Raw genomic sequence first — 25,977 nt, 5'->3', positions numbered from 1 at the left:
ACCGGGTTCCGGCGCCTGCCCACCTGGCATGACATGCCCCATGTACCGATGCCTCGCCGGCGGCCGGGCCGGCCTACTCTGTGTCTTGACCTCGAGCGCGCTCGAGGTTGCAGGCTGAAGTCATGACACAGGCCCCCGAGGTATGGAACTCCGCCTACGACAACGACACCGCGCCGTGGATCATCGGCGAACCGCAACCCGCGATCATCGCCCTGGAACGCTCCGGCCGGATCCGCGGCCGGACACTCGACCCGGGGACCGGCGCCGGTGAACACACCATCGCGCTCACCGCCGCGGGCTACGACATTCTCGGTGTCGACCTCTCCCCCAGCGCCGTCGCCTATGCGCGGCGCAATGCCACGGCCAAAGGTGTGCCCGCAGCCCGGTTCGAGGTGGTGGATATGGTCGCGCTCGCGGATTCGCCCGGCAACCCGCTCGGTACCTTCGACACGATCGTCGACAGCGCCCTGTTCCACGTGTTCATGGACGACGACCGAGCCCGCGCGGCATACGTCCGCGCGCTGCATCGGCTGTGCGAACCCGGCGGATACGTGCATATCCTCGCGCTCTCCGATACCGAATCGGGTTTCGGGCCCCGTATCGGGGCAGACCTCATCCGCGACTCCTTCGCCGGGCCGGGCTGGGAGCTCGAGGACCTGCGACCCGACCACTACTACGGGCGCGTCACCGAATCCAATGCCGGCCAACTCGGTGACCTGACGGTCGACGCCGCGGGCAAGGTCGAGGTCGTGGCCTGGCTCGCCCGGATCCGGCGCACCGAATAACCGATGGTGGCGTCGCGGGGCTCGGCAACACATCATGGGTTGTATGTCGAGTCCCGAGCACGCACCACCGGCGAGCGGACGGCCGGGCGCCTCCCGCCCGGCCGCGATGGGCCGTGCAGACAGCTTCCCGGCCATCGACGACTACGCATTCCTTTCCGACTGCGAAACCACCTGCCTGATCGCCGGCAACGGCGCCGTGGAGTGGATGTGCCTACCCCGTCCGGATTCGCCGAGCGTGTTCGGCGCACTGCTCGATCGCAGCGCGGGCCACTTCCGCCTGGGGCCGTACGGGCATTCGGTACCCGCTGCCCGCCGCTACCTACCCGGCGGACTGATCCTGGAGACCACCTGGCAGACCGCAACCGGCTGGCTGATCGTGCGCGATGCGCTGGTCCTGGGCCCGTGGCACAGCACCGAGCAGCGCAGCCGCACCCACCGGCGCACCCCGACCGATTGGGATGCCGCCCATATGCTGCTGCGCACGGTCAAATGCGTGAGCGGCACGGTCGAGCTCGAACTGAACTGCGAACCGTCCTTCGACTACCACCGGGCCACGGCCTGCTGGGAATACACCGGCAAGGTGTACGAGGAGGCGACCGCGGTCTGCACCGCCGATACAACCGCCGGCCCGAACCTGGTGCTCACCACCGATCTGCGTCTGGGCTTGGAGGGCCGGGAAGCCCGCGCACGCACCCGAATGACCGAAGGCGATTGTGCATACGTCGCATTGACCTGGTCCGACCTGCCCGCCCCGCGCACGTTCGACGAGGCTGCCGACAATATGTGGACCACGATCGAATGCTGGCGGCAATGGATAACCCTCGGCGATTTCCCCGACCATCCATGGCGGCGCTACCTACAGCGTAGCGCCCTCACCTTGAAGGGCCTCACCTACGCTCCGACCGGCGCACTGATGGCGGCGGGCACCACCTCACTACCGGAAACACCTGGTGGGGAACGTAACTGGGATTACCGCTACTCCTGGGTGCGCGATTCCAGTTTCGCCCTCTGGGGTCTCTACACTCTCGGCCTGGACCGCGAAGCCGACGACTTCTTCGCATTCCTGCACGACGCCACCACCGGACCCGACGGCGACCCGGTACCACTGCAGGTTCTGTACGGGATCGGCGGCGAACGACATCTGCCCGAATCCACCCTCGACCATCTCACCGGCTACGGTCACGCCCGGCCCGTACGCATCGGCAACAGCGCATTCGACCAGGAGCAGCACGATATCTGGGGCACCATGCTGGATGCGGTGTACCTGCACGTGAAATCGCGCAAACACGTTCCGGAAACGCTGTGGCCCATGCTGAAACGCCAGGTGGACGCGGCCATCGCGCACTGGCGGAAACCCGACCGCAGCCTATGGGAAGTGCGCGGCGAACCACAGCATTTCACCTCCTCGAAGGTGATGTGCTGGGTCGCGCTGGACCGCGGCGCACGCCTGGCCGAACTGCACGGCCAGGCGGCGATCGCCCGCAAATGGCATGAGATCGCGGCGGAGATCCGAGCCGATGTCCTGGCCCACGGAGTAGACGAACGCGGCCGGTTCACCCAGGTCTACGGCGGTTCCACGCTGGACGCCTCGCTACTGCTCGTGGTGCTGACCCGGTTCCTCCCCACCGATGACCCGCGAGTACGCGCCACCGTTCTGGGTATCGCCGACGAGCTCACCGAGAACGGGCTGGTCCTGCGCTACCGCACCGAATCCACCGACGACGGGATGTCCGGCGCCGAAGGCACCTTCACCATCTGTTCGTTCTGGCTGGTTTCGGCGCTCGTGGAAATCGGGGAGATCGACCGCGCCCGAGTCCTGTGCGAACGACTACTCGCCCATGCCGGCCCGCTCAAGCTCTACGCCGAGGAGATCGACCCCCATACCGGCCGCCAGCTCGGGAATTTCCCGCAGGCCTTCACCCACCTCGCACTGATCAACGCCGTCACCCACCTGATCCGGGCCGAAGGCGCGGAACCGGCCGGGACGTTCCGGCCCGCGCACGACAAGGTCGGCGGCACCCCGTGGCGCAGCCGCCCCCGCGATCCCGGCAGATTGCGCTGACAATCACCGTCAGGCGGCGGCGATACTGTCTGCCTGCTGCCGGAGATCACGCAGCTTACCCATATCGGTGTCCAGCCGGGCGAGGCGTTCCGCGCCCCGATCGCCGTACTGCGCACCGGCCTCCTCGGCCACCCGCAACGCCTCCTCCGCCGCGCGCAGCGCATCGGTGGCGATATCGGTGAAATGGTCCCGGAGCACGCGCTGCACCTCACGTAAGCGGGTTCGCGACTCTTTACCGACCTGGAAGACCACATCGTCCATCAGCCGCGACAACGCCACCTTGCCCTCCGCTTGCCGTCGCATACGACGCGCCCGCCGGTCTTCCCACAGGGCGTGCAGACCGAGCAGAATGCCCGCCGCTGCGGAATACCAGTTCACCAGTGACATCCCGAGCAGGCTGGTGGCCACACCGACCATCAGGATGCCACCGTAGGAGCCGCGCAACGCGGACAGGAACTGATCGAGGACGCTTGCCTTCGCGCTCTGCAGAGGTTCCAGCGGTGCGACGCCCTCCAGCAGATCGGGCGCGTATTGCGGACGGATATCGGGCAGGTCGGGGCGGCGATGGTCGGCCGGGAAACGGGCCGCCACTTGCTCACCGAGCTCCTCGGCTCGGTCGTTTGCCGTTTCGAAATTCTCGGCGATCGCGTCGGCGATCCGGGTTTCCAACTCGGTGCCGAATCGGTTCCAGCGTGGTGCCGGATCCGTCGCCGAGATCTCCGTTTCGGCGTCGCGTGCCAGGGCTCGCAGCCGGTGCCGCAGATCGTGCTCGATATCGGCCATCAGTTCGGTACTGCCGTCGGCCAGCGTGACCTGCCAGGTCGCGGTGCGCTGCCGCAATTGGTCGGCCTGATCGCGCGCGGTGGCCAGCTGCTGGGTCACATGGGCGCGCCGCCGCGGATCGCGTAGTGCGTCGGCCTCGGTGCGCAGCACCACACCGAGATGGTCACCCACGAGCTGGATATCGCGGACCGCGGATTTCACGGCCATGGCATCGGCATGGGCCACCACATATTCGCGCAGATGCTCGACCAGCTGCGGTACCCCGGATTCGATCGCCCGCTGCTGATTACCGGCCCGCTGCGCCTGATGGTGCAGTTGCGCCGAAACCGGCGCCACCGCGAAGCCCAGCCCGGCCTCGTCGAGCAGTTCCCGATTGAGCTCCTGTACCTGCGCCCAATGTGGATTGCGGTCGATCTTGTTGAGCACACAGATCACCGTGGGGCAGATCTGCCCGATCCGCCGCAGATGCGCGATCTGATCCCGGTTGTAGGCGGTATCGGCATCACTCACATACAGCACCGCGTCGGCGGCGGCGATCATCGACCAGGTGGTGCTGTCCTGTACCGCGGCACCCGGCGCATCCATCAGCACGATTCCCTCGGCCAGCAGCGCGCTCGGGTGGGTGAAATCGGCGCGGATCACGCCTTTCGCCATCAGCGCCGGGGCCGGATTCAACGGATCCACGGGCTGTCGCCGGACCCGGCCGCCGCCCTCCCGCCGGACCAGGGTAGCCGTGGCCTCGGCACCGTACTCCACGATCGCCGGGACACTGATCGGACTGTCGGTGGCGCTGACCGGTGCTCCGGCCAGCGCGTTCACCAGGGTGCTCATCCCGCTCTTCGACGGACCGACCACTACGAGCCGCACCCGCGTATCGGCCACCCGGGCGCGGACCATGCCGAGCCGACCCCGGAGATCATTACGGCTGGCGGTGCGGGAAACATCCCGCAACTCGTCGATGATCTGGATGAGCGGCGCCATCACATCCGGATTCTTCACCGTGGCGGCCTGCGGTCCGGCTACGGCAGACAAGCCCTGCTCCTTCGCTCTCGGTCACAACACGTCTTGCGGCCACGATCGGCCGTTTCACTCCCGCCCACCCGACCGGATCGAATCCGGGAGCGGTCGTGAACCGTCAGAAATATACCCAGAAGGCGGGGTCGGGAACCGGGTCTTCGGCCACTGCCACGGTATGCGGCATAAATCCCGCCGACAGATCACCGGTCAGCTCGCCACCGGCAAACCCCAGCACCGTGTGATCGGTGTAGGGCGTCGCGGTGACGACCCCGTGCATATCGTACGGAACGACCACGGCGCCGTGTTCGGCAATCGGCTTGACCTGTGGCGCGGGCAATGGCGTCGGCATCGGCTGCGGCATCGTCGGCAGCTGCGCGTCGGGCATGCTCGGCTGCTGCGCAGGCATGCTGACAGTCGGTACCTGCGGCTGCTCCATCGTCGGTGCCTCCGGCGCAGACCGGTCCACGGTCGGAATCTGCTGAGTGGGCAGATCCACGGTGGACGGAGCGGTGTCCGAGGTCTGGTCGCCGGTACTCGGCGCACCGGTACCACCACCGATGGGTTCGGTGGTGACACCTGAGCCACCGGTCGAAGAGCCCGGCGCGGTGGTGGTTACACCGCCGGATTCTCCGGTGGTGGACCCCTCGGTGGCGGTGCTCGATTCCCCCGGGGCGCTCGTCGGTGACGAGCCACCGGTCTCGGTGAGTTCCGTGGGCGTGGTCGAGCCGTCCGGCGAGGTCGTACTGTCCTGCGGTGATGTCGTGCTGTCCTGCGGCGAGGTGGTCACACCAGGCAACAATGTCGTGCTGCCGCCGACCGACGTCGTACTCCCGTCGTTGGTGGTGGTTCCGCTCGGGCCGGTGGTCGTCGAGCCGTCCGGGCCGGTGGTGGTATCCGGTGTCGTGGCGACACTGTCGGAGGTCGTCACGGGCGCCGTGGTGGTCGGCAGCACCGTGAGGGAATCACCCGGCAGCACCGGCGCCGTGGGCAGGTCCGGTTGAACGGGCTGCGGCAGCCGGTGGAACAGATCCGGCAACTCGGCCGCCGGTGCGGTCAACGGCGACGGCCCCGCCGGGGGCTGGAAAACATGTGCGACCGGGCTGGTCGCCACATCGGGCTGCACCGTCGTCTGCAACGGGGTGGCCGCGACCGGCTGAACCGCGGGAACCACCGCCGCAGGCGCCACCGGCGGCGGAACCGGAGCGGGTGCCACCGGCGGCGGAACCGGAGCGGGTGCCACCGGCGCCATCGGCGCGACCGCAACCGGTGCTGGAGGTACGGCCGGGGCGACGGCCACCGGCGTGGGAGCGCTCGGCAGCGGGGCAGGGGCGGCGGCAGGGGCCACCGACATCCCGGAGGTCGCCGGACCGGCGGTGCCCGCCGGGACCGCTGCGTTCTGCACGGAGGCCGCGCCTGTTCCGGTACCGGTGTTGCCGCCCATCGCAATCGCGGCGTCGTCGCGCGTAACCACCGCATCCACATCCACTGGACGGCCGGGTTCCGCAACACCCGGCTGCCCGGCACCGGATGGCGATTCCGTTGCGCCGGCCTGCATCCAGCCGGTGTACTGATCGAGTTGATCGTCGAGGGAGAAGGCGTCGTCTACCGCGATCCCGAAATCCCACTCGCTGTCGTCCACCCGGACACCGCCTGAGCCCACCGAGATATCGGCGCCCATATCCGATTCGACCTGCACAGACCCACCGGCACCGCCGAGTGCCAGCCCGGCGAACCCGGAGCCTCCCGTATCCAGCGAGAACTCGAACCAGGCACCGTCGTCGCCGGAACCGCCCGCGTCGGCCCGCGCGCCGCACAGCAGATCGGAAACACCGAAATCCCAGCCGGAGGGCCCGGATTCGGCGGTCTGTGCTACCGCCTTCGGCTGACCGGCCGGGTTCAGCCCGAACCCGGGCAGGTCGAAGATATCGGTCTTGAAAGCATCACCGGGCGCTGGTAGCTCGAAACCCCCGGGCGCACCGGGGCCTTCGTTCCCGGCTCCGGGAAAACCCCCGCCCAGCCCCGGAATATCGCCCCCCAGACCGGGAATACCGTCGAACCCCTGCATCCCCCCGGGAGTCTCCGGGGGGCCCAACTCCGGCAGACCCGGGATATTCGACTCGGGCACACCCGTTCCCGGTGTCTCCGGTACGAAACCGGATCCGGGAAAATCACCTTCCGGGCCGCCGGGGATCAGCTCCAACCCCGGGACCTGGTCCATGTACGGCGCATCGTAGGAGCCCAGGTCTTCGAAGCCGAATTCCCCCGGCCTGCCGATCTGGATATCGAAGGTTCCGTTCGGCAGCGGCATCGTGACACTCGCGTCACCGGGCGAGCCGAACGGCATGTCCTGCGGCGCAACCGGTTCCGGGTCCGGGAAGGTGACAACCGGGCTGGGCACGTCGGGATCCGGGTCGACATTGTGGGCCCACCCGGTATTGCGGCTGTCCAATTCCTCGGGTGACGCCGGGACCCCGCCACCGTTGGCGGCAATCAGCGCACCACCGGTCACATACGCGCCGCCGCGGGCAACTCGCGCGGTGGCGCTGGCAATACGATAGGCGGCGTCACCGCCCCGTTCGGCGACCTCTTCTTCGTCGTCGAACGGCAGATCACTCGCCATTCCATAACTCCACTCTCGCGTGCGTCAGCGACCGCACCGCCATCGATCCGGCGCGGATCCGCCACCAGCCTATTGTCGACATCTACAGCTGTCACATTTTCGTTATCAGCCGATATCCAGGCGGGGGCGAGGGGCAGCGGAAACCCGGCAGCTACTTCTTGTCCTTCGGTTTATCGGCGTCGGAGGACAGCGCGGCGACGAACGCTTCCTGCGGCACGTCCACCCGGCCGATGGTCTTCATCCGCTTCTTGCCTTCCTTCTGCTTCTCCAGCAGTTTGCGCTTACGGCTGATATCGCCGCCGTAGCATTTGGCCAGCACATCCTTGCGGATGGCGCGGATGTTCTCGCGAGCGATGATCTTCGACCCGATGGCCGCCTGGATCGGCACCTCGAACTGCTGGCGCGGGATCAGCTCACGCAGTTTGGTGGTCATCTTGTGCCCGTAGGCCTGGGCGGCATCACGGTGCACGATGGCACTGAACGCGTCGACCGCCTCGCCCTGCAGCAGGATATCCACCTTCACCAGCTGCGATTCCCGTTCGCCGGCCTCCTCGTAGTCCAGCGAGGCGTATCCGCGGGTACGCGATTTCAGCAAATCGAAGAAGTCGAAGATGATCTCGGCCAGCGGCAGGGTGTAGCGCAGTTCCACGCGGGTCTCGGACAGATAGTCCATCCCACCGAGGTCACCCCGGCGCGACTGGCACAGTTCCATGATCGCGCCGATGAACTCGCTCGGCGCAATGATCGTGACCTTCACCACCGGTTCGAAGACCTCACGCACTTTGCCTTCCGGCCAGAACGACGGGTTGGTCACCGTGTGCTCCGCACCGTCCTCCATCGTCACCCGGTACACCACGTTCGGCGCGGTGGAGATCAGGTCCAGCCCGAATTCGCGCTGCAACCGCTCCCGGGTGATCTCCATATGCAGCAAACCCAGGAAGCCGCAGCGGAACCCGAAGCCGAGCGCCACCGAGGTCTCCGGCTCGTAGGTGAGGGCGGCGTCGTTGAGCTGGAGTTTGTCCAGTGCGTCCCGGAGGACCGGATAGTCGGAGCCGTCCACCGGATACAGCCCGGAATACACCATGGGCCGTGGTTCGCGATACCCGGTGAGCGGCTCGGTGGCACCGGCCCGCGCGGAGGTGACAGTATCGCCGACCTTCGACTGCCGCACATCCTTCACCCCGGTGATCAGGTAGCCGACCTCGCCGACCCCCAGTCCCCCCGTGGGTTTGGGTTCCGGGGAAACGATCCCGATCTCCAGCAGCTCGTGCGTGGCGCCGGTGGACATCATCTTGATCTTCTCGCGCGGGGTCAGCTTGCCGTCCACCACACGGACATAGGTGACCACGCCGCGGTACGTGTCATAGACCGAATCGAAGATCATCGCCCGGGCCGGTGCGTCGGCGTCGCCGACCGGCGGCGGCACCCGCTCGATCACCCGGTCCAGCAGTTCGGTCACCCCCACCCCGGTCTTACCGGATACCCGCAGCACATCCTCGGGCTCACAGCCGACGATATGGGCCAGCTCGGCCGCGTAACGTTCCGGATCTGCGGCCGGTAGGTCGATCTTGTTGAGGACCGGGATGACCTCCAGATCCTTGTCCAGCGCCAGATACAGGTTCGCCAGCGTCTGCGCCTCGATCCCCTGCGCGGCGTCCACCAGCAGGATCGCGCCCTCACAGGCCTCCAGTGCCCGCGAAACCTCATAGGTGAAGTCGACGTGGCCCGGAGTATCGATCAGATGCAGGACGAAATTCTCGCCCACGTGCTCGCCGGACTCGGGCGTCCACGGCAGCCGCACATTCTGGGCCTTGATGGTGATACCGCGTTCGCGTTCGATATCCATCCGGTCGAGGTACTGCGCGCGCATCTGCCGCTCCTCGACGACCCCGGTGAGCTGCAGCATCCGATCGGCCAGCGTCGACTTGCCGTGATCGATATGCGCGATGATGCAGAAGTTCCGGATCCGCGACGGATCGGTGAACGTCGTATCGGCGAAGCTGGCGGGCACTCCACTCCTCATGGGTATCGGGCGTACTGACGACCATCGTCCCATGGTGAGCCGGGCCCCCGGCCCCCCGGCCCCGCCCCGCCTCCTGCCGAACGGCCCGCCCCGCGCTCCCGACTCTGCCCCGGTGACTTGCCGTGGTGACCCCGGCAGCGATACTGCATCGGCCGGGAGTGCCGTTATCCTCCTGAGATGCCCCGCAGTTGGAACAGTCTCGGCAAACAGCTCACCGCGATCGCGATACAGCAGGGGCCGAAACTCGTCCGGCGGCAGGCGCCACGCCTGGTGGAAGCGCTACTCGTCCGCGGCCGCATCCGCACCACCCGCCGGTCACCGCGCGCGGTGACCGGCGGCGAGAGCATCCCCGTCCGCCCGGCGGCCTCCACTCCGGTCCCGACCGCCCGGCGCGCCCGCCGGGTCGTTTACGCGCCCCAGCTCGACGGCCGCGCCGACCCCGGCGAAATCGTCTGGACCTGGGTGCCCTTCGAGGAGGATCCCGGCAACGGCAAGGACCGGCCGGTACTGGTGGTGGGCCGGGACGGACACACCCTCCTCGGACTGATGCTCAGCTCGAACCCGGACCGCGAGCAGGATCCCGAATGGGTCGGGATCGGCGCCGGCATCTGGGACCACCAGGGCAGAGCCAGCTGGGTCCGGCTGGACCGGGTACTCGACGTCCCCGAGGACGGTATCCGCCGGGAGGGCGCCATCCTGCCGCGCAAACTGTTCGACCGGGTGGCGCATCGCCTGGTCCGGGAATACCGCTGGAACTGAGCCGGGCCCCGGCACCGACGGATCAGGCCTGCAGTTCCCGGGACCGCCCGAACAACATCCCGTACAGCAACGCACCGAGCACGCCACCGATCAGCGGGAACAGGATGAACGCCCACAACTGCCCCATTGCGCCGTCCTGATAAGGCGCCACGGCCAGGCTGCGCGCGGGGTTCACCGAGGTGTTGTCCACCGGAATCGCGATCAGGTGGATGACCGCGAGGGTGAACCCGATGGCCAACCCGGCCTGCGGAATCTCCGAAATACGGTCGGTCGCGGCCAGAACAACAAAAACGAGCAGCGCGGTCAGCATCACCTCGACGATGATCATCGCGGCCATTCCGTACCCCTCCTGGATCACCACCTCACCGCCCGGACCGGTGACCGCCGACGGACTGTGCTCACCCCAGCCGTTGGCGCCCAGCCCCGAGGAAGCACGGTCGTAGGAAGGCAGGTTCTTGGCAATCGCAAACAGCACCAGGCCGGCGAGCAGGCCGCCTATCGCCTGGGAGACGATGTAGCCCGCCGCACTCATCGGCGAAAGCCTGCCCATCATGAGCTGCCCCACAGTCACCGCGGGGTTGACATGACAGCCGGAGACCGGCCCGATCGCGTAGACCAATACGAGCAGAGACAGGCCGAACGCCAGGGCAACCCCCAGCGGCCCCACCTTCTCACCGGCCAGGACGGCCGTTCCGACACCCCCCATCACCAGGACGAAGGTGCCGATCGCCTCGGCGAACCATTTCTTTGTATCAGCGATATCCGCGGGCTCGACACCTTCGAGTACAGCTTCTCGTTCCTGCGCAGTGGGAGACATGACGCCGCCTTCCGAGAAGATCGCCGCCCCGCTGCATGGTCGGGACGCGCACCGGGAGAACCTGGGTCCTGCTGCGAAACCATATGGGCCGAACTTCCCGGCACCTTACGCGGCACGAGGGCTCTTCACAACGACATACGGGCAGGTCACGTTGCTGCAACGCACCCACGATTTCGCCGCCCCGCCCACTGCTGGTAGCCTGGCTACTCGGCATTGCCGTACCCCGTGCCCGGAGTTTTCCGAGTCGGCTGTAATCAGGGTTGGTACGCGCATACAGACTTTCCGACCGAACCAGACAGGAACCAGAGGATACCGGCGTGGCCAATATCAAATCCCAGATCAAGCGGATCCGCACCAACGAGGCGGCGCGCCAGCGCAATCAGTCGGTGAAATCCGAACTGCGCACCCATATCCGGGCCTTCCGGGCAGCCACCGCTGCCGGCGACAAGGAGAGCGCCGCCGCGCGCCTCCAGTTCGTGAGCCGCAAGCTCGACAAGGCCGCCTCCAAGGGCGTCATTCACGCGAACCAGGCCGCCAACAAGAAGTCGGCGATGGCACTCGCGCTGAACAAGCTCTGACAGACCGAACTCTTTCGAACAAAGCCGCCGGGGCTTCGATGACCACGGCGGCTTTTGGTATGCCCTGGCTCGGTCAGGGCATGTTTTCCGAGGCAGTACCGGATGGCGGGCGCCCGGAGGCCGAGCGGCTGTCGTAGCATGCGGCCCATGGTTATGTTGTATGCGAACCAGGCGGTCGCTCAAGCCGAGGATCTGCCCGGCGTCATCCGCGCCGCCGAGGTACTCGGTATCGGCGTGAAAATCGAGAACGTGCTGGTACCCGCCGATGACGACGGCAGCCAGGTCGTCGTCTGGATGGTCACCCGGGAAGAGGAGACCCCCGTCTACGAAGAGTGGGAGGGGCGCTTCGAGGAAGTCGCGGAGGAAGCGCTGGAACTCAGCGCGGTCGACTAGCGTCTCGACGTCGGGCAGCTGTCACCGAGCCATGGATTGATTGCGGCGATATGGAGCGTGGCGAGGTAGCGGACGACGAGTTCGTCGAACCGAGTCGCCTCGGCCCGATGTTGTTTCAGCTGGCTGATACCGCACTCGACGGCATTGACGATCCCGGTCGATCGGCTGTACGGCCGGTCGTGTAGTCGGGCATGCGCTGCACGGCGCAGCCGAACGCTCACCCGTGGTGCGGAAGAGATTCCCAGGGCACAGAGCCGGTCTCGGGCTGCGCCACCGTATCCGTGAATCGCTCGTCGCGGGGATCCGGCGCTACACAGTGCCGACGAATACGCTCCAGCAGAATTGCTCCCACATCGTCGATCCGGCCGACCATGGACGCCGGCGAACCGACCGCGATCAGCGCCGCGGCCGGCTTGCCACGCCGACCCGGAATTCCGGCGGCGACAGCGAGTATGTCTTCGAGCGCCCGCCCGTAGGCCAAGCCGGTGGCCCGGATCTCGGGCAGCTCCGCCAGAAACTGGTCGACCTCGCCGGCCGGATGCCGTTCGCTCAAACTGCGCAACCGGTGCTGCAATTCGAAGTCCGGTAGGCCCGCCAGCAGTCGCTTACCTCCCGCGCTGGCCAGAACGGGGCGACGGCTGCGAGACGTGGCGTAATACTCGATCGCCGGATCAGAGCCTGCTTCATCGAAATACATCAGATTGTCGCCGACGAGCAGGCCCAGCGCCATGGTGCACCCGAGCTCGGCGGACAGGTCTTCGACCAGCTCGTGTGAGATCGGCGCGATCGATCGCCAGTCCGTTTGCATCGTCAAGGCGAAGGCCCCGGGGCCGAGGGTGAACCGCCGGTCGTCCTCGTTGAGGAAGCCCACCGCGACAAGTCCGTACACCAGTTGCTGTACCGAGCTGACCGGGGCATCGAGTGCCCTGGCCAGTTCGGTGAGCGTGAGGCCGTCGCGGCGGCGGGCGACGGACTCCAGGATCGCGACGGTTCGATCGACGCCGCGATGGTGCTTTCCCTTCACGATCTCATCCTTGTCAGTCGAACTGGGCCCATTCGGGTTTCCGCTTCGCCACGAAGGCTGCCATACCTTCCTGTCCCTCGCTGCTTGCGAACAGTTCGGCCGACTCCCTTTCCATCGTTGTGAGGGCATCGCCGAGTTCCAGGTTTCGTGCGATCGGTATCAACTTCTTGGCAGCCGCCAGCGCATTGGGGCCGGCGTCGCGCAGCGCAGCGGCGATTCCGGCACACGCCGAGTCGACATCGTCGGTGACGATACTGACCAAACCCACTTTTTCTGCGGTGGTGGCATCGAAGGTCTCTCCGGTGAGAAAGTAACGGGAGACGCTGCGCGGCGTCATCCGACGAGTGCAGGGCACTGCGATCATTGCCGGCGCCACACCGATTTTCACCTCGCTGAAAGCGAATGTCGCAGTGGTGGGGGCTATGGCGATATCGCTCGCGGCGACGATGCCGAGGCCGCCGGCGCGCGCCGGCCCGTTCATCTTGACCACCACCGGAGTCGGGCCCTCCATGATCAGCCGGAGGATGTCGGCGAACGAGGGATCCGGTTGGCCGGGGTCGGCGGGCCGACTCCGTTCTTTCAGGTCCGCGCCCGCACAGAAGACCGGGCCGGTGCCGGTGATGATCACCGCACGTACCTGCGTGTCGCACATGGCAGTGTTCAGATGTGCTCGGAGTTCGGCCACCAGCCGGCGGGAGAGCGCATTCCGATTGGACGGCGAGTCAAGGGTGACGGTTGCTATAGCGGCGTCGATTTCCAGGTGCACCAACTCGGTCACAGATGTTCCTTCGTCTATGGGGTGGAGGGCGGTCAACGAGCTGCCCACACCGGGTTTCGTTTCGCCAAGAACGCGGCGACGCCTTCTCTGCGGTCCTCACTCAGATAGGGGTTCGGGGATGCGTCCAGGCGTAGCGCCGCCGCGAGTGGTAGTCCTTGGGTCTTGGTACCCATGGCCTTGTATCGGCGGATCGTCAACGGCGCATTCGAGCGCAGGGTCTCGGCGTAGTCACGTGCCGAACGGTCCAGGGCGGCCGGGGGGACCACCTGATTGACCAGGTGGATGGCCGCCGCCTCGGACGCCCCGATTCTGCGACCGGTGAACAGCAGATCGTTGGCCACGCCAATCGGCACTGTTCGCGGCAGGACCACCGAGGCGAAGTTGGCACCGAACCCCCTTGTCACCTCGGGAAATCCGATCGAGAGATCATCTGCTGCAATGCGGATATCGGCCGCCAGCGCCAACTCCGCGCCACCGCCCAAGGTGTGGCCGAAGATTGCCGCGATCACCGGTTTCGCGCATTCGACGATCACCTCGAACAGATTGCGCTCGAGCCCGCGCATCGGCACCGAATCGATCGTCTCCGGCCGCGTTGCATCATTGGACCCCACCTCGCGCAGATCACGCCCCACGCAGAACGCCCGGTCACCCTCGGCTCGCAACACCACGACCCAGACCTCGTGATCGTGGTGTGCCGATTCGAAAGCCGAGATCAGCTCACTGATGGTGGCCGAGTCCAGTGCGTTCATCCGGTCCACGGCGGTGAGCGAGATGGTCGCGATCCGGTCTTCGACCGTCGAGGTGACATTGTGGCTCATGGTCGTTGCTCCAGATTCTCGATGCGGGCGTCGAGCGCGACGATGCCCGCCGGAGTAACCACCACGGGATTGAGGTCCACCGAGATCACCTGTCCGTCGACTGCCCGGCCGAGATCGACCAGAAGCTCTGCTACCTGCATGAACCGCTCCGGTTCGCGGCGTTCGAGGAATCTGCCCATCGCGCACCTGCGCAATGCATCCTGTGCTGCCGACAGGGTCAGCAGCCGGGTCGGGCACACCGCTGTGTCCTGCAGGTGTTCTGCGGCGCCGCCGCCGCTGCCCACCACCACCACCGACCCCACGTGCGGATCGAATACTGTGCCCACAATGAGCGAAGAGGTCGAGAGCACCGCTTTCTCCACCACCACCCCGTTGCCGGCGTCACTCAGTTCGGTGAAATGCCGGATCAGGGACTCCGCCTCGGTGATCCCGAGGCGGACCAGCCCCGCCACCGCCTTGTGCACGGTGCTCTCGACATTCGCCTTCAGCACCACTGGGTAACCGATCGCCCGGGCCGCCCTCATCGCGGCCTGTCCGTCGTGTACCAGCGCCGCTTCGGCGAACGGCACCCCGACCTCGCTCAATGCCGATCGAGCAGTCCAGTAGTCGACCACTTCGCCGGCCATCAGCGGCGTGGCCGGTTGCTCGAACTCGGGTGCCGGTGCGATGGCTCTGCCTCGCGACCAGGCGCCGATTGCGTCGATCATCCGCCCCGAACTGGGCAGCACGGGTCCGGCGAACGCCGCCAAACGATCGGCCAGACCATCGGAGTATCCGGGAATGTCCCAATACGAAATGCCGATCCGGGCGCCGGTGGCCGACAGCCTGTCCAACAGGTGGTCGAGCAGACCTCCTTCGGCGGGAACTGCCTGCGCGTTCAATGCCAACAGATGCACGTCGTAGTCGTTGCGGGTGATGAAGCCCGCCATGGCATCCAAGGCGTTCTGTTGCCGGCCGATCGCTTCCCCGGTCGGGTCGAAGGGGTTGCCGGCTCCCGCGAGAGTCAGTTTCTCGCCGACCAGTTCGGTGAAGGCCGTAGAAACATCGGGCATCGCGATGCCGGCCTCGTCGGCATGGTCGGCGATGACGGCGCCTTCGCCACCGGACATGCCGATCACGCCGAGATCGACCCGGCGGTGCGGAGCAGGCCCCCAGTGCGTTGCGACGGCGGCGATCTCCCACAGTTGGTCGAGGTCGGCCGCCAGGATGACCCCCAGTGCCGCCATCATCTCCCGCTCGACGGCCCAGTTGCCCGCCAGTGAACCGGTGTGGGTGGCAATCGCAGACCGGCCCACCTCGCTGCGGCCGGTCCGCAGCAGCACCACCGGCTTGCGTGCCCGAACCGCCGACCGCAGCACACTCTCGTAATCCGCGGGCGTGCCCAAGTCCTCGACCAGCATGGCCAGCACCGTGATCCGCGGGTCGTCGACCGCGACCCGGGCAATATCCCAGACCCCGATATTGGCCTGAACTCCGGTGGCGACGGCGAGCCCGATACCGACCCCGTGGGACTGCGCCCGGTTGAATACCGCGTTGTTCGCGGCGCCCGACTGTGAGATGAGCGCCACTGGGCCGGTGCGTAGCCGGCCCGGCTCGAGGTGATTGGTGACCGCCCGCGGAACGAAATCGTCGTTGAGGTTCACCAGTCCGGTCGTCGACGGACCCAGAATCGGAATCGGGTTCCGTGCCAGGAATTCCTGCAGCTGCGCGGCCCGGCGTCGGCCGTCCGCGTCGGCTGCGCCTTCACCGAAGCCGGACGAGATGACGATCGCCGCTGCGGCTCCCGCAGCCACGGCTTCCTCCAGCATCGGGACCACAGAGTCGGCTTTCACGACAATCACTGCCTGGTCGATCGGTCCCGGCAGTGCACCGAGATCCGGGTACGCCCGGTAGCCGCCGACCACGTCGCGGCGCGGGTTGATCGGATACACCTCGCCGGTGAAGCCGTGCCGACGGAGATTGACAACGGTCCCGCCGGTGAATGCCTCGCTACGATCGTTCGCGCCCACGACCGCAATGCGACGCGGATTCAGCAACGCGCCCAGGTCGTACCGTGTGGGTCGGGAGTTGGTTTCTACAACAGTCATCGGCCTGCCGGTCCTTCCTGCTTCCAGATCAGCGCCCGCCGAGTCGCGACGGCGAGCAACCGGTCGATAGTGATACCGACGAGCAACAGTGTCGCGACGGCGGCAAAGGTGCCGGCGGAGTTGAATTGGCCGGAGTTGAGCGCGACCAGGTGGCCCAGGCCCCGGTTCGACGCCAGGATCTCGGCAACCACCACGGCTACGAGCGCCTGTGGGACAGACAGTTTCAGCCCGGCGACAACCCACACCAGAGCCGAGGGCAGCCGAACCCGGGTCGCGATATCCCACCTGCTGCCACCCATCACCCGCATGGCGTCGATCAGGCCGCGATCGACGTCCTTGATCCCGTAGTAGGTGTTGTAGAACATGAGGAAGAAGACAACCAAGCCGCAGATCGCGAGCTGAAGTGGCCTCCCGGTCCCGAACCACATCACGAACAGCGGCACCAGCGCGAGTTTGGGCAGACTGTAGATCGAGGTGATGAACGGCTCGAAGACCTCGGCCAATCGCTGTGAACCGCCGAGAATGTAGCCGACAACAATGGCGGCCGTACCGCCGAGAGCGAAGCCGACAGCAGCCGACAGGAAGGTGCTGGACGCGTTGTACCACAGGGTTCCGTCGCCCACCCAGCGCAGCCAGACCTGTGCGATTTCGCTGGGGCGGCTGATGAAGAACTCGTCGATCACCCGGCCCGAAGCGTACTCCCACAGCGCCAGCGCGCCGAGCACGATGGTGAGCCGGATCAGCGGCACACTCCATCGTGCGCGCTTCGGTGATGCCGTGGATGTGGATTCGACCGGCACCCGAGCCGATCCTTCTCCGGCCGGGGCATCGGGTAGCTGCGTGCTCGGCACCGAGCTGCCCTGTGCTTTTTTCTCCACCGGGCTCATGACGCCGCCTTGGACATCGTTCGAGCCTCGCCCAGCGCGTCGTGCACCCGTTTCTCCAAGCGCACGAACTCGGGGTCGAAGCGCAGCGCTTCCACGTCCCGGTCCGGGCCGAACGGCACATGATGTTCGGAGATCGGTGCTGCGGGCCGGCCGCCCAATACGACGACACGATCGGACAACAGCACTGCCTCGAATATGTCGTGGGTGATGAACAGCACCGCTTGCCCGGTCTCGGCGATCGTCCGCCGTAGCTCCCGATGCATCTGCGTGCGCAACTGCGCATCGAGCGCGGCGAACGGTTCGTCCATCAGCAAGAGCTCGGGTTCGTAGATCATGCTGCGCGCCAACAAGGCCCGCCTCTTCATCCCGCCGGAGAGCTGGGCCGGGAACTTGTCCGCGGCGTCGACCAAATCCAGCATCTTCATCAACGCATCCACCTTCCGGCGAATCGCTGCTTTGGGGAATCCGCGAAGTTTGAGCGGGGTCGCAATATTTTCCTGGACCGTCCGCCACGGCAACAATGTGTCACCTTGCGTCATATAGCCGACATCGGTGTTCACCTTCTGAACAGTCTTGCCCCGGTAGTCGACTCGGCCACTGCGGACGGGCATGAGACCGGCGACGGCATTCAGGATCGTGGACTTTCCACAACCGGAGGGGCCGATCACGCTGACGAACTCGTTGGCGGACATCACCAGACTGGTGTCGGCGATGACGTCGGGTCCGTCGCCGAAACCAATCCGGATCCCGGACAGTTCCAGCAGTTTGCCGCCCCCCACTACCGTGCTCCCTGGTACACCGAGTCTGCATATTCCAGCGTGTACTTCTTGTCCTCGGTTGTCATGAAGTCGAGAATGGCGTCGAACTGTGCTTCGGTGACCAGCCCGTCGACGGGGTATGCGTGCTGAGCCTGCTCCCAGGCGAGGTCGAACACCTCGGTATCGAGCTCGGGGAACCAGTCGTTCTTCAGCAGTTCCCCCGCGGCTGCGGGGTCGCTCGCGATGGACTCTTCGACATCGACAACAGTGTCGAACATTGCCCGGACCAGGTCCGGCTTGTTCTCCAGGGTTTTCTTGGAGGTGACCATCACCATGCCGATCTGGTCGCGGAGCAGATCGTCCATATCGCCGCGCGGTGTCGACAACCACATCTGGGCGTCGCCGTCGGCGATATTGGCCTCGAGCACTCCGGCACCGTAGAAGCCCCCGTCGAATCGCCCCTGCTTCACCCCGCCGACGATCGCCGACGGATCCTGGACACCGATGATCTCCACGTCCTTGTCGGGATCCAGACCGCCCTCGACAATGATCTTGCGAAGCATCGTATTGTTCCCGGATCCCTCCGGCGAGGTCACCAACTTCAAACCTCTGAGTGCCTGGATACGCTCGCGCACAGGAGATTCCGCCGAGACGCCCGTGCGCTGGACCACATCGTTTCGAAGGCCCAGGATCGACGCGGAGGTGAGCCCGCCGGCGACGATGACGATATCGCCGCCCTCTTGGATCGTGTCGATGGCGGTGGTCGCTGCCGGGAAGGCGAAATCGGCTTCGCCCGAGAGCACCGCGGCCACCATATTGCTACTGGAGGTGCCTGTGCCCTGGTAGGTGACGTCGAGCCCATTCGCTGTGCCGGCGTCCATCGAATCGATGAGCTGAGGAACGGTGTAACTCATCGATGCGCCGCCGCCGACGGCCTTCGTCGAGATCAGTCCGCCGGCCCCGGGATCGTCTGTCGAGCTTCCGGGGGATACGCACGCCGCGGCGACGGTCGTCGTCAGTGCGGCAGCGCACAGCGCTGTGAGGAGTTTGCTGGATCTGTTCATGCTGTTGGACCTTTTTCGAGAAGTGCCGGCTAGTAGGTGAGTTCGGAAACGAGGGCCTTCGGGGCCTCCACCCGGCAGGATCGGAGGTACTCGCCGAGGCCCTTGGCCTGGCTGTCCAGCCGCAGTGCGGAGATCGCGCCGCCGCCGAGCAGGCCGCGGATGACGAAGTTGATCGCCCTCAGGTTCGGCAACTCGACGCGGTCGATGAGGAGGTCGTCGGCCTCGGGTAGGAGCCGGCGCAGACGTGGGACGGTCAGCCAGTTCTGCAACCACGCCCAGACGCGGGCGTCGTGCGCCCACACCCCGACATTCGCGTCGCCGCCTTTGTCCCCGGATCGCGTGTGCACAAGTGCACCCAAGCGAATCTCGACGAGGTTGCCGTCACCGGCGTCATCGGTAGCGGGTTCGGCCGCCGGGTCGAACTCTTCTACGTAGGTGCGAGTCACTGCTGGAGGCTCGATCTCCACGATGCTGCCGTCCTCGTCGATGACCCGATGGGCCGGGACAGCCTGATCGACGAGGACGGACCGGTAGGCACCGAGCCGGGTTGCCCGGCCGGGCGGTGCGGTGAGATAGATCCCGGGAAAGCTCGCCAGGGCCAGTTCTACGATCACACTGGAGAACGCTCGGCCGACAGCGGACTCATCGGGCCCCTGCGCCACCACGCGCAGGAACCCGGTCGCCTCGTTCTGGCTGGTGGGAGCTTGCGCCTCACACCCGAGCAGCTCCACCCGCACTGTGGAGATCCCGGCTATATCGGCGAGCGCAGCCCGCACACCCTGCTCCAAGACCTGACGCTTGGCCTCGAAGTCCATTCCGGTGACGCCGATGAGCATCGAATTCTCCCAGCCGCCCACACCGGTCAGCGCAACCTTGGTGGTCGGCGGTGGCGGTGCGCCCACCGTGCCGGACACGGTCACCACATCGTCGGCGGTCTGCTCGAGCGAAATCGTGCTCAGATCCGCGACGACATCGGGGTTGGCATACCACCGCCCCTGCACCTCGTAGACCAGTTGCGCGGTGACGGTATCGACCGAGACCCGGCCACCGGATGGTTCCGGTTTGGCGAGGACCACCGTTCCGTCAGCGGCGATCTCAGCGACGGGAAACGCCAGGTCCGACAATGTCGTGGCGGCGAATCCGGAGAAGTTTCCGCCGGTGACCTGGGTTCCGCATTCGATGAGGTGTCCGGCGATCAGCGCACCGGCCAGTGGGTCCCATGCGTCCCGGTCCCACTCATGCCACCAGGCCGCAGCGCCGACCACCAGTGACGCATCCGCCACTCGGCCGCAGACAACTATTCGCGCCCCGTCGGCCAGCGCCCGGGCGATACCCCAACCGCCGAGGTAGGCGTTGGCGGTCACCGGGCAGAAGTCATCCGAGCCCGGCACCGCGTCCGTCCCGGCTATCCGGTCGAGCACGTCGTCACCGACAACCGTGGCGACCGGAACCGGGGTTCCGCCGGCCTGCGCCATCTCGCGAACCGCCGCGGCCAGACTCTGCGGCTGCAACCCCCCGGCATTGACCACGATTCGCCCATCGCCGGCGGCGAACTCGGCGAGTACCGGCCGTAGCTGGGCAAGAAAGCTGGCGGCATATCCGGCGCCGGGATTCCGGTCTCGCTGCTTCGCCAGCACGCTCATGGTGACCTCGGCGAGATAGTCACCGGTGAGGACATCGGCCCCGGCGGTCCGGAGCATCTGAGCCAACGCGCTGGATCGGTCACCGAAGAAGCCGGAGAAGTTGGCGATTCGAATGGGTCTCATCGAGAATTCCTTACGCATATACGTAGCAGAATCTTTATATATCGAACTGTAAGTGACGTGGGACACGTGGTCAATACGGTGTTTCTGCCATGGACCGAACTCGTCACCGGAAACACACCGGCCGGCGACCGCTGATACCGGGAGGTCTACCGACGCGAACCGGAGCGCCGGACTTATCGGTGGTTCACCGTGCCTGCCGAGATCACGAGGCAGACACCGAACGCATGAACGTCTCGTGGACCGGCCGAATCGGTAGGCCTCGGGGATCCTCCGGCAACCCTGAAACGGGGACAGGTCCTGGAAATCCTGATCCAGGAGGCCACTCCTGAGCGAAGACCGCGCTCGCCGATGTGGCCATCCGTCCACACCGGGAGGGCGTCGCGAGCCTTCCCGACGATACTGGCCGATACGGCCACATTGCGCGCCCAGCGGCGGTCTTCTGCTTTCGCAGATCGACGTGGGCGAACGCGGTGCCTCGCCGCAGCTGATACCCGACAGGGCGGCGCCGGTCGATACCTGTCGCGGCGGGTGCCGTCTCGGCGAGACGCGACTTCGCTGCGCCGATTACGGCACCTGGCGCGTTCTCGGGGCGAGTGCCGAGGCCGGTCCTGGCAGGCGATCTACAGCCTGTTCCGGGATCTACCGGGATCGTAATACCGTCGAGCACGGTATCAACCAGCTGAAACAAACATCGGGCCGCGGCCGCCCGGTTCGACAAACTCGCCGGTCCGCTACCTCGCCACGCTCCACACCGCCGCCATCAATCCATGGCTCGCTGCTCGACTTCGAGACACTGCCGAGCCCGGCCCCGACCGGATCCGGCCCGTCGGCCACCCGGCGTTCCCCCGCCCCCTTCTCCTCGGTACCCGCAGCTCCGGCACCGCGGTCCCGCACTCATGTCCCTGCCCCGGCGCTCAGTCGCGGCCCTGTAGCGCCAGTAGCTTCAGCACGGCGTCCTCGAGGGCGAACCCGGAGTCCGCGGCCCCACCTTTGACATCAGCGTTCAGTGTCGCCACGACCCGCAGCGCGGAGCCGATCGCCGCCGGCGACCAACCGCGCGCCTGAGCCTGCGCTTTCTTCACCTTCCACGGCGGCAACCCCAGCGGTCCCGCCAGTTTGAACGGGTCCCCACGCCCGGCCGACCCGACTTTCGCGATGGTATGCACGGAATCGGCCAACGCGTCCGCAAGCACCACATGCGGAACACCGCGGTCCTGTGCCCAGCGCAGTGCCTCCACTGCGCCCGGCCGGTTCCCGGCGACCGTCAGATCCGCGACCTCGAAACCCGAAACCTCCGCCTTTCCGGAGTAGTACCGCCGCACCGCCGCGAGATCGAGATCGCCACCGGTATCGGCGACCAGCTGCGAACAGGCGGCCGCCAACTCGCGCAATTCCGACCCCACCGAGTCCAGAACCGCCTGCACCACCTCGCCGGGGACCCGCGCCCCCGCCGCCCGGAATTCGGCACGCACGAATTCGGCACGCTCGGACGCCTTCGCGAGCTTGGCGCATTCGTGGACCTCCGCCCCGGCCTTCCGCAACGCCGGCACCAGAGCCTTCGCCCGGCCGCCACCGGAATGCACCACCATGAGTACCACCCCCTCGGGCGGGGCCGTCACGGCCTCGGTGATCACGGCCACGGCATCCTTACCGGCCTGATCCGCCGATTCGAGAATGATCACCCGGTCCTCGGCGAACAGCGAGGGACTCAGCAGCTCGGCCAGTTCGGCACTACTGGCATCCCCCGCCCGCAATCGGTCGACCGGGACGGCGTCCGGGTCGGGGGCGTCCGCCCGCACCTGCGCCGCCACCCCCGCAATTGCCCGCTGGATCAGCAGTTCTTCTTCCCCCAGAACCAGATGCACCGCCGCCACTCGCTCGTTCACGGCTCCGATCGTACGGGCGCGCCCCGACATTCCCCCGGATCGGCCCCGCCCGCGAGCCCGGCCCGGATGACTCCGTTCGCCCTGCACCGCGATACGGCCCGCCGGGCCGGTTCCGGTAGTTCGAGTCGACGGCGCAGCACCGGTCCGTCGAGCACGGCGGTCGGTCCGACGGCTGCGGCAACGCCCGCCGGCCTCGCCGCCGAGGTGCTTCGCGTCCGGGATTCGCAGCTGGAATCGATTGATCGGCGGCGGTCGGCCCGCAGGCCGAACGAACCCCGTTCCGCACCGGTCAGGGTGTATATCCGTGAAACCACAGGAGCAGGGGAATATAGGCAGTAGCAACGCCCAGTACTGCGGCCGCGAGGTATCTCCGTATCCGAGCAGAACGAAGTGCTGCGATCCCGGCGGTGACTATGCAGGCCGCGAGCAGTCCACCGGGTGACCCGCCGGGCACGGTGAGCAGTGCACCGGGCACACCGGCCGCCTCGGTTGCCACGGTGAGCAGCCACCACAGCGGTGGACCCGTGCAGTGCAGGATCAGCTCCGCGGGTGGGTACCAGCAGGTGGCCACCACCGCGGCCGTCGCCCCGAGCACGGTGATCGGCGCAATCACCGGTGCCACCAGGATATTCGCGGCGACCGCCACCGCGCTGAGCGTGCCGGACAGGGCGATGGTGATCGGTGCCGTGACGACGAAGGCCGCGGCGGCGACGGCGACCAGTTCGGCGGGCCACCGCCACCAGCCGCGACCACGGAGATGGTCGGCCCAGCTCGGCGCCAGCAGCAGCAAGGCGCCGGTGGCCAGGACCGAGAGCGCGAAACCGGCTTGGACCGCGAGAGCGGGCCACAGCGCCAGCAAACCGATCACCGAGGCACACAGCGCGGGCAGCGCCTGTTTACGGCGACCGGTCAGGAGGGCAAGGAGGGTGACCGTTCCCATCGCGGCGGCCCGCAGGACGCTGGGGTCGGGCCGGGCGATGACGACGAAGAAGATCAGCGCGGTGGCGGTCGCGCAGAAGGACAATCGCGGACCGCAGGTGAGTACCCGGGCCAGCGCCAGCACCGCGGTCAGTAACACTGCGAAGTTGGCTCCGCTGACCACGGCCAGATGCTGTAGTCCGGAGGCGACGAAATCCTCGTGGACCCGATCGGACAGACCCGAGGTGTCACCTACGACCAGCGCGGGAAGCAACCCGGCCGCGTCGGGAGCGAGCGCAGGCCGGGCGACGGCGGCCAGATCCGCGCGCACTCCCGCGGCGAGTGCCTGCCACCAAGGCAACTGTCCGGCCGCGGCCGGCGACGCTACCGGATGGAGCGTGACGACCGTCAGATCGTGTTGCCGCGGGGGCGCGGTGCGGGCCCGGAATTCGATCGGGCGCCCAGGCAGTAGTTCACGCCAGTGCGGACCGGCTGCCAGGACGACCACCGACCCGCCTGTCCGCACGACCTCGTCCCGGTAGCGGAACTCGCGCAGCGCGGCACGCACCACCCACAGGCGGCCGGCTCCCGATCCACTGCTCCGCACAGGTTTCGGATCGTCGGACGGAGTGATCACCACATGCACGGTTGCCTCGTCCGGAACCGTTCGCAGCGGGTGCACTGTCACCTGGTACTCGCGCCAGGCACCCGCCAGCGCAAACCCCGCGCCGAGCACGGTGGCACCGAGTACCGTCGTCGCGATCACGCGATAGGACTCGGCGCGGTGAGCTGTCCCGGCCCACAGCAGCACCCAGGAAAGGAGCGCCACGAGAATCAGGCAGGCCGCAACGGCGATCCCGGCGACCCATCCCGCGGCGACGGCCGCAATCGTTGCCGACCAGCAGGCCAGAGCCGCCGGGAGCAGCCGCGCATCCAGTACCTGCACAGCACCATCGGTTTCCTCGGCCGATCGCTCACTCCGGTCCGCGTTGTCCGTACTGTCCGAATCGGTCATCGGTGGAATCGGGCGATCATGCGCGCGAGCCACCAGCTCGGCTGCCCACCTTGCTGCCCGGTTGACCGAGAACAGGTGAGATCAGCGGCCGGCGCGTCATATCGTCACCATTTCGCGCAGCCGTGCGAGCCGGGCCGGACCGATCCCGTCGATCTCGGCCAGTTGTTCCACATCGGTGAACCGACCGTTCGTCTGCCGCCAGGCGATGATCGCCTTCGCGGTGACCGGACCGACACCGGGCAGTGCGTCGAGATCCGTTTGGGTGGCGGTGTTCAGGTTCACCTGCGCTCCGGCGGGGGACCCGGCGCCCCCCGTATCCGGATCGGCCGCCGCTGCGCTGCCTTCGCTCATCGTGGCGCTGCCGGGCGGCGGGGTCGCGGTATCAGTGGGGCCGACCCGGACCTGATCGCCGTCGACGAGGCGCTGGGCCAGGTTGAGCCCGGTCAGGTCGGCACCGGAGAGCGCTCCGCCGGCGGCGTCGAGGGCATCGGCGACCCGGGCACCCGGTGGTAGCCGGACGAGACCGGTCCTGTGCACCAAACCCACCACGCTCACCACCAGCTCGGCCGGCGGTGGCGGGCCAGGCGCTGTTTCCGGTTCGACAGGCGCGCGGGCAGTAGCGGGTGCCGGTACCGCATCCGCCGGTAGCGCGGCGGGGTGGGCGGCCGGTAGCGGGGGTACGGGTTGCGCGACAGGGCGTTCCCAGAACACCACCACCAGCGTGATCAGGAAGGCGAGGAGCCCGACTCCCGCCATGGTCGCCACACCGCGGCGGCCCGGGTCCAGCCGTGCGCCGCGAAATCGGGGCGGTATCAGGCGTTCGCGCCAGGTGGGTGCACCAGGCCCGGCGTCGAGCCAGCGCGGAGTCCGGACACCGTCGTCATCGTCGGTGAGTGCGGTATCCGGGTGCGGCGCATCGATCCCGGAATCGTCACGCCGGCCGCCGCCGGGGTATCCGCCCAGCTGCCGGTGTACCCGTTCCCGCTCGTCTTGTCGTGCCATGCCGGCGACGCTAGGCCCGCGGTGAAATCCGAGTCCCGCTCCGAGCAGGCACTTCGACAAGCTTGTGGACAACCCGCTGCTGTGGACAACTCCGTGATCCGTCCGCCGAAGAGCTCGCCGGTCGAGTCATTCGTGGC

The 25,977-nt window shown here is 67.1% G+C and carries 20 protein-coding genes; 5 read left to right on the top strand and 15 right to left on the bottom strand.

Translation table 11 applies throughout. The features are described from left to right. Positions 1-122 precede the first annotated feature (122 nt). Complete coding sequence (locus NS6_RS25425; protein WP_068046452.1) at positions 123-785, top strand: class I SAM-dependent methyltransferase; 663 nt, start codon at positions 123-125, stop codon at positions 783-785. Positions 786-828: 43 nt separating this feature from the next. Continuing rightward, on the top strand, positions 829-2,847 hold the full coding sequence (locus NS6_RS25420) for a glycoside hydrolase family 15 protein (RefSeq protein WP_084471431.1): 2,019 nt from the start codon (positions 829-831) through the stop codon (positions 2,845-2,847). Between the two features lie 9 nt (positions 2,848-2,856). Here NS6_RS25420 and NS6_RS25415 read toward each other — a convergent pair whose 3' ends face one another. The 3 genes from NS6_RS25415 to lepA form a co-directional block, all read right to left on the bottom strand. Then, on the bottom strand, positions 2,857-4,662 hold the full coding sequence (locus NS6_RS25415) for a dynamin family protein (RefSeq protein WP_068046446.1): 1,806 nt from the start codon (positions 4,660-4,662) through the stop codon (positions 2,857-2,859). Positions 4,663-4,765: 103 nt separating this feature from the next. After that, positions 4,766-7,267 (bottom strand): hypothetical protein, encoded by a 2,502-nt coding sequence (locus tag NS6_RS25410; protein WP_068046443.1) that lies wholly within the window; start codon positions 7,265-7,267, stop codon positions 4,766-4,768. A gap of 151 nt (positions 7,268-7,418) precedes the next feature. Further along, positions 7,419-9,290 (bottom strand): translation elongation factor 4, encoded by a 1,872-nt coding sequence (gene lepA, locus NS6_RS25405; protein WP_068046440.1) that lies wholly within the window; start codon positions 9,288-9,290, stop codon positions 7,419-7,421. Between the two features lie 177 nt (positions 9,291-9,467). Between lepA and NS6_RS25400 the strand changes: the two genes are divergently transcribed. Then, positions 9,468-10,049, top strand: coding sequence for a type II toxin-antitoxin system PemK/MazF family toxin (locus NS6_RS25400; RefSeq protein ID WP_068046438.1), 582 nt, complete (start codon positions 9,468-9,470; stop codon positions 10,047-10,049). A 22-nt stretch (positions 10,050-10,071) separates the two neighbouring features. Here the strand turns inward: NS6_RS25400 and NS6_RS25395 are convergent, their stop codons facing one another. Then, positions 10,072-10,866, bottom strand: a complete 795-nt coding sequence (locus tag NS6_RS25395) for an aquaporin (RefSeq protein ID WP_068046435.1) — start codon at positions 10,864-10,866, stop codon at positions 10,072-10,074. 317 nt (positions 10,867-11,183) lie between these two features. Between NS6_RS25395 and rpsT the strand changes: the two genes are divergently transcribed. Beyond that, the gene (gene rpsT / locus NS6_RS25390; protein ID WP_068046432.1) at positions 11,184-11,444 is read left to right on the top strand and encodes a 30S ribosomal protein S20; all 261 of its coding nucleotides are present in this window, start codon (positions 11,184-11,186) and stop codon (positions 11,442-11,444) included. Between the two features lie 147 nt (positions 11,445-11,591). Continuing rightward, on the top strand, positions 11,592-11,837 hold the full coding sequence (locus tag NS6_RS25385) for a hypothetical protein (RefSeq protein ID WP_068046969.1): 246 nt from the start codon (positions 11,592-11,594) through the stop codon (positions 11,835-11,837). A 217-nt stretch (positions 11,838-12,054) separates the two neighbouring features. Here NS6_RS25385 and NS6_RS25375 read toward each other — a convergent pair whose 3' ends face one another. From NS6_RS25375 to NS6_RS25325, 11 genes are all read right to left on the bottom strand, one after another. Then, positions 12,055-12,861 carry an IclR family transcriptional regulator gene (locus NS6_RS25375; RefSeq protein WP_068046430.1) on the bottom strand — a complete coding sequence of 269 codons (807 nt, stop codon included), beginning with the start codon at positions 12,859-12,861 and terminating at the stop codon, positions 12,055-12,057. 13 nt (positions 12,862-12,874) lie between these two features. After that, the gene (locus NS6_RS25370) at positions 12,875-13,639 is read right to left on the bottom strand and encodes an enoyl-CoA hydratase-related protein (RefSeq protein ID WP_084471398.1); all 765 of its coding nucleotides are present in this window, start codon (positions 13,637-13,639) and stop codon (positions 12,875-12,877) included. 32 nt (positions 13,640-13,671) lie between these two features. Continuing rightward, a complete protein-coding gene (locus tag NS6_RS25365; protein WP_068046428.1) occupies positions 13,672-14,457 on the bottom strand; it encodes an enoyl-CoA hydratase/isomerase family protein in 786 nt (261 codons plus the stop codon). Then, positions 14,454-16,544, bottom strand: a complete 2,091-nt coding sequence (locus tag NS6_RS25360) for an acetate--CoA ligase family protein (protein WP_068046425.1) — start codon at positions 16,542-16,544, stop codon at positions 14,454-14,456. The genes NS6_RS25365 and NS6_RS25360 overlap by 4 nt, the downstream gene beginning before the upstream one ends. Next, the gene (locus tag NS6_RS25355) at positions 16,541-17,431 is read right to left on the bottom strand and encodes an ABC transporter permease (RefSeq protein WP_068046422.1); all 891 of its coding nucleotides are present in this window, start codon (positions 17,429-17,431) and stop codon (positions 16,541-16,543) included. The genes NS6_RS25360 and NS6_RS25355 overlap by 4 nt, the downstream gene beginning before the upstream one ends. Next, positions 17,428-18,210, bottom strand: a complete 783-nt coding sequence (locus tag NS6_RS25350) for an ABC transporter ATP-binding protein (RefSeq protein WP_157112936.1) — start codon at positions 18,208-18,210, stop codon at positions 17,428-17,430. The genes NS6_RS25355 and NS6_RS25350 overlap by 4 nt, the downstream gene beginning before the upstream one ends. Further along, on the bottom strand, positions 18,210-19,253 hold the full coding sequence (locus tag NS6_RS25345) for an ABC transporter substrate-binding protein (RefSeq protein WP_068046419.1): 1,044 nt from the start codon (positions 19,251-19,253) through the stop codon (positions 18,210-18,212). The genes NS6_RS25350 and NS6_RS25345 overlap by 1 nt, the downstream gene beginning before the upstream one ends. A 29-nt stretch (positions 19,254-19,282) precedes the next feature. After that, positions 19,283-21,019, bottom strand: a complete 1,737-nt coding sequence (locus NS6_RS25340) for an acyclic terpene utilization AtuA family protein (RefSeq protein WP_245669504.1) — start codon at positions 21,017-21,019, stop codon at positions 19,283-19,285. Positions 21,020-21,933: 914 nt separating this feature from the next. Next, the gene (holA, locus tag NS6_RS25335; RefSeq protein WP_084471429.1) at positions 21,934-22,905 is read right to left on the bottom strand and encodes a DNA polymerase III subunit delta; all 972 of its coding nucleotides are present in this window, start codon (positions 22,903-22,905) and stop codon (positions 21,934-21,936) included. Between the two features lie 289 nt (positions 22,906-23,194). Continuing rightward, a complete protein-coding gene (locus NS6_RS25330) occupies positions 23,195-24,838 on the bottom strand; it encodes a ComEC/Rec2 family competence protein (RefSeq protein WP_084471397.1) in 1,644 nt (547 codons plus the stop codon). A 96-nt stretch (positions 24,839-24,934) separates the two neighbouring features. Beyond that, a complete protein-coding gene (locus NS6_RS25325; RefSeq protein ID WP_084471396.1) occupies positions 24,935-25,840 on the bottom strand; it encodes a ComEA family DNA-binding protein in 906 nt (301 codons plus the stop codon). Between the last annotated feature and the right edge of the window lie 137 nt (positions 25,841-25,977).

The organism is Nocardia speluncae NBRC 108251 (assembly GCF_001613245.1).
Lineage (GTDB): Bacteria > Actinomycetota > Actinomycetes > Mycobacteriales > Mycobacteriaceae > Nocardia > Nocardia speluncae.
The sequence above is the reverse complement of the archived record's forward strand: the minus strand, read 5'-3'. Positions and strand labels throughout refer to the sequence as shown.

Bases quoted from the DNA above. Each gene is read 5' to 3' on its own strand.
- NS6_RS25425 (WP_068046452.1), top strand. From the start codon at position 123: ATGACACAGGCCCCCGAGGTATGGAACTCCGCCTACGACAACGACACC.
- NS6_RS25420 (WP_084471431.1), top strand. From the start codon at position 829: ATGTCGAGTCCCGAGCACGCACCACCGGCGAGCGGACGGCCGGGCGCC.
- NS6_RS25410 (WP_068046443.1), bottom strand. From the start codon at position 7,267: ATGGCGAGTGATCTGCCGTTCGACGACGAAGAAGAGGTCGCCGAACGG.
- lepA (WP_068046440.1), bottom strand. From the start codon at position 9,290: ATGAGGAGTGGAGTGCCCGCCAGCTTCGCCGATACGACGTTCACCGAT.
- NS6_RS25400 (WP_068046438.1), top strand. From the start codon at position 9,468: ATGCCCCGCAGTTGGAACAGTCTCGGCAAACAGCTCACCGCGATCGCG.
- NS6_RS25395 (WP_068046435.1), bottom strand. From the start codon at position 10,866: ATGTCTCCCACTGCGCAGGAACGAGAAGCTGTACTCGAAGGTGTCGAG.
- NS6_RS25385 (WP_068046969.1), top strand. From the start codon at position 11,592: ATGGTTATGTTGTATGCGAACCAGGCGGTCGCTCAAGCCGAGGATCTG.
- NS6_RS25365 (WP_068046428.1), bottom strand. From the start codon at position 14,457: ATGAGCCACAATGTCACCTCGACGGTCGAAGACCGGATCGCGACCATC.
- NS6_RS25360 (WP_068046425.1), bottom strand. From the start codon at position 16,544: ATGACTGTTGTAGAAACCAACTCCCGACCCACACGGTACGACCTGGGC.
- NS6_RS25355 (WP_068046422.1), bottom strand. From the start codon at position 17,431: ATGAGCCCGGTGGAGAAAAAAGCACAGGGCAGCTCGGTGCCGAGCACG.
- NS6_RS25345 (WP_068046419.1), bottom strand. From the start codon at position 19,253: ATGAACAGATCCAGCAAACTCCTCACAGCGCTGTGCGCTGCCGCACTG.
- NS6_RS25340 (WP_245669504.1), bottom strand. From the start codon at position 21,019: ATGAGACCCATTCGAATCGCCAACTTCTCCGGCTTCTTCGGTGACCGA.
- NS6_RS25330 (WP_084471397.1), bottom strand. From the start codon at position 24,838: ATGACCGATTCGGACAGTACGGACAACGCGGACCGGAGTGAGCGATCG.
- NS6_RS25325 (WP_084471396.1), bottom strand. From the start codon at position 25,840: ATGGCACGACAAGACGAGCGGGAACGGGTACACCGGCAGCTGGGCGGA.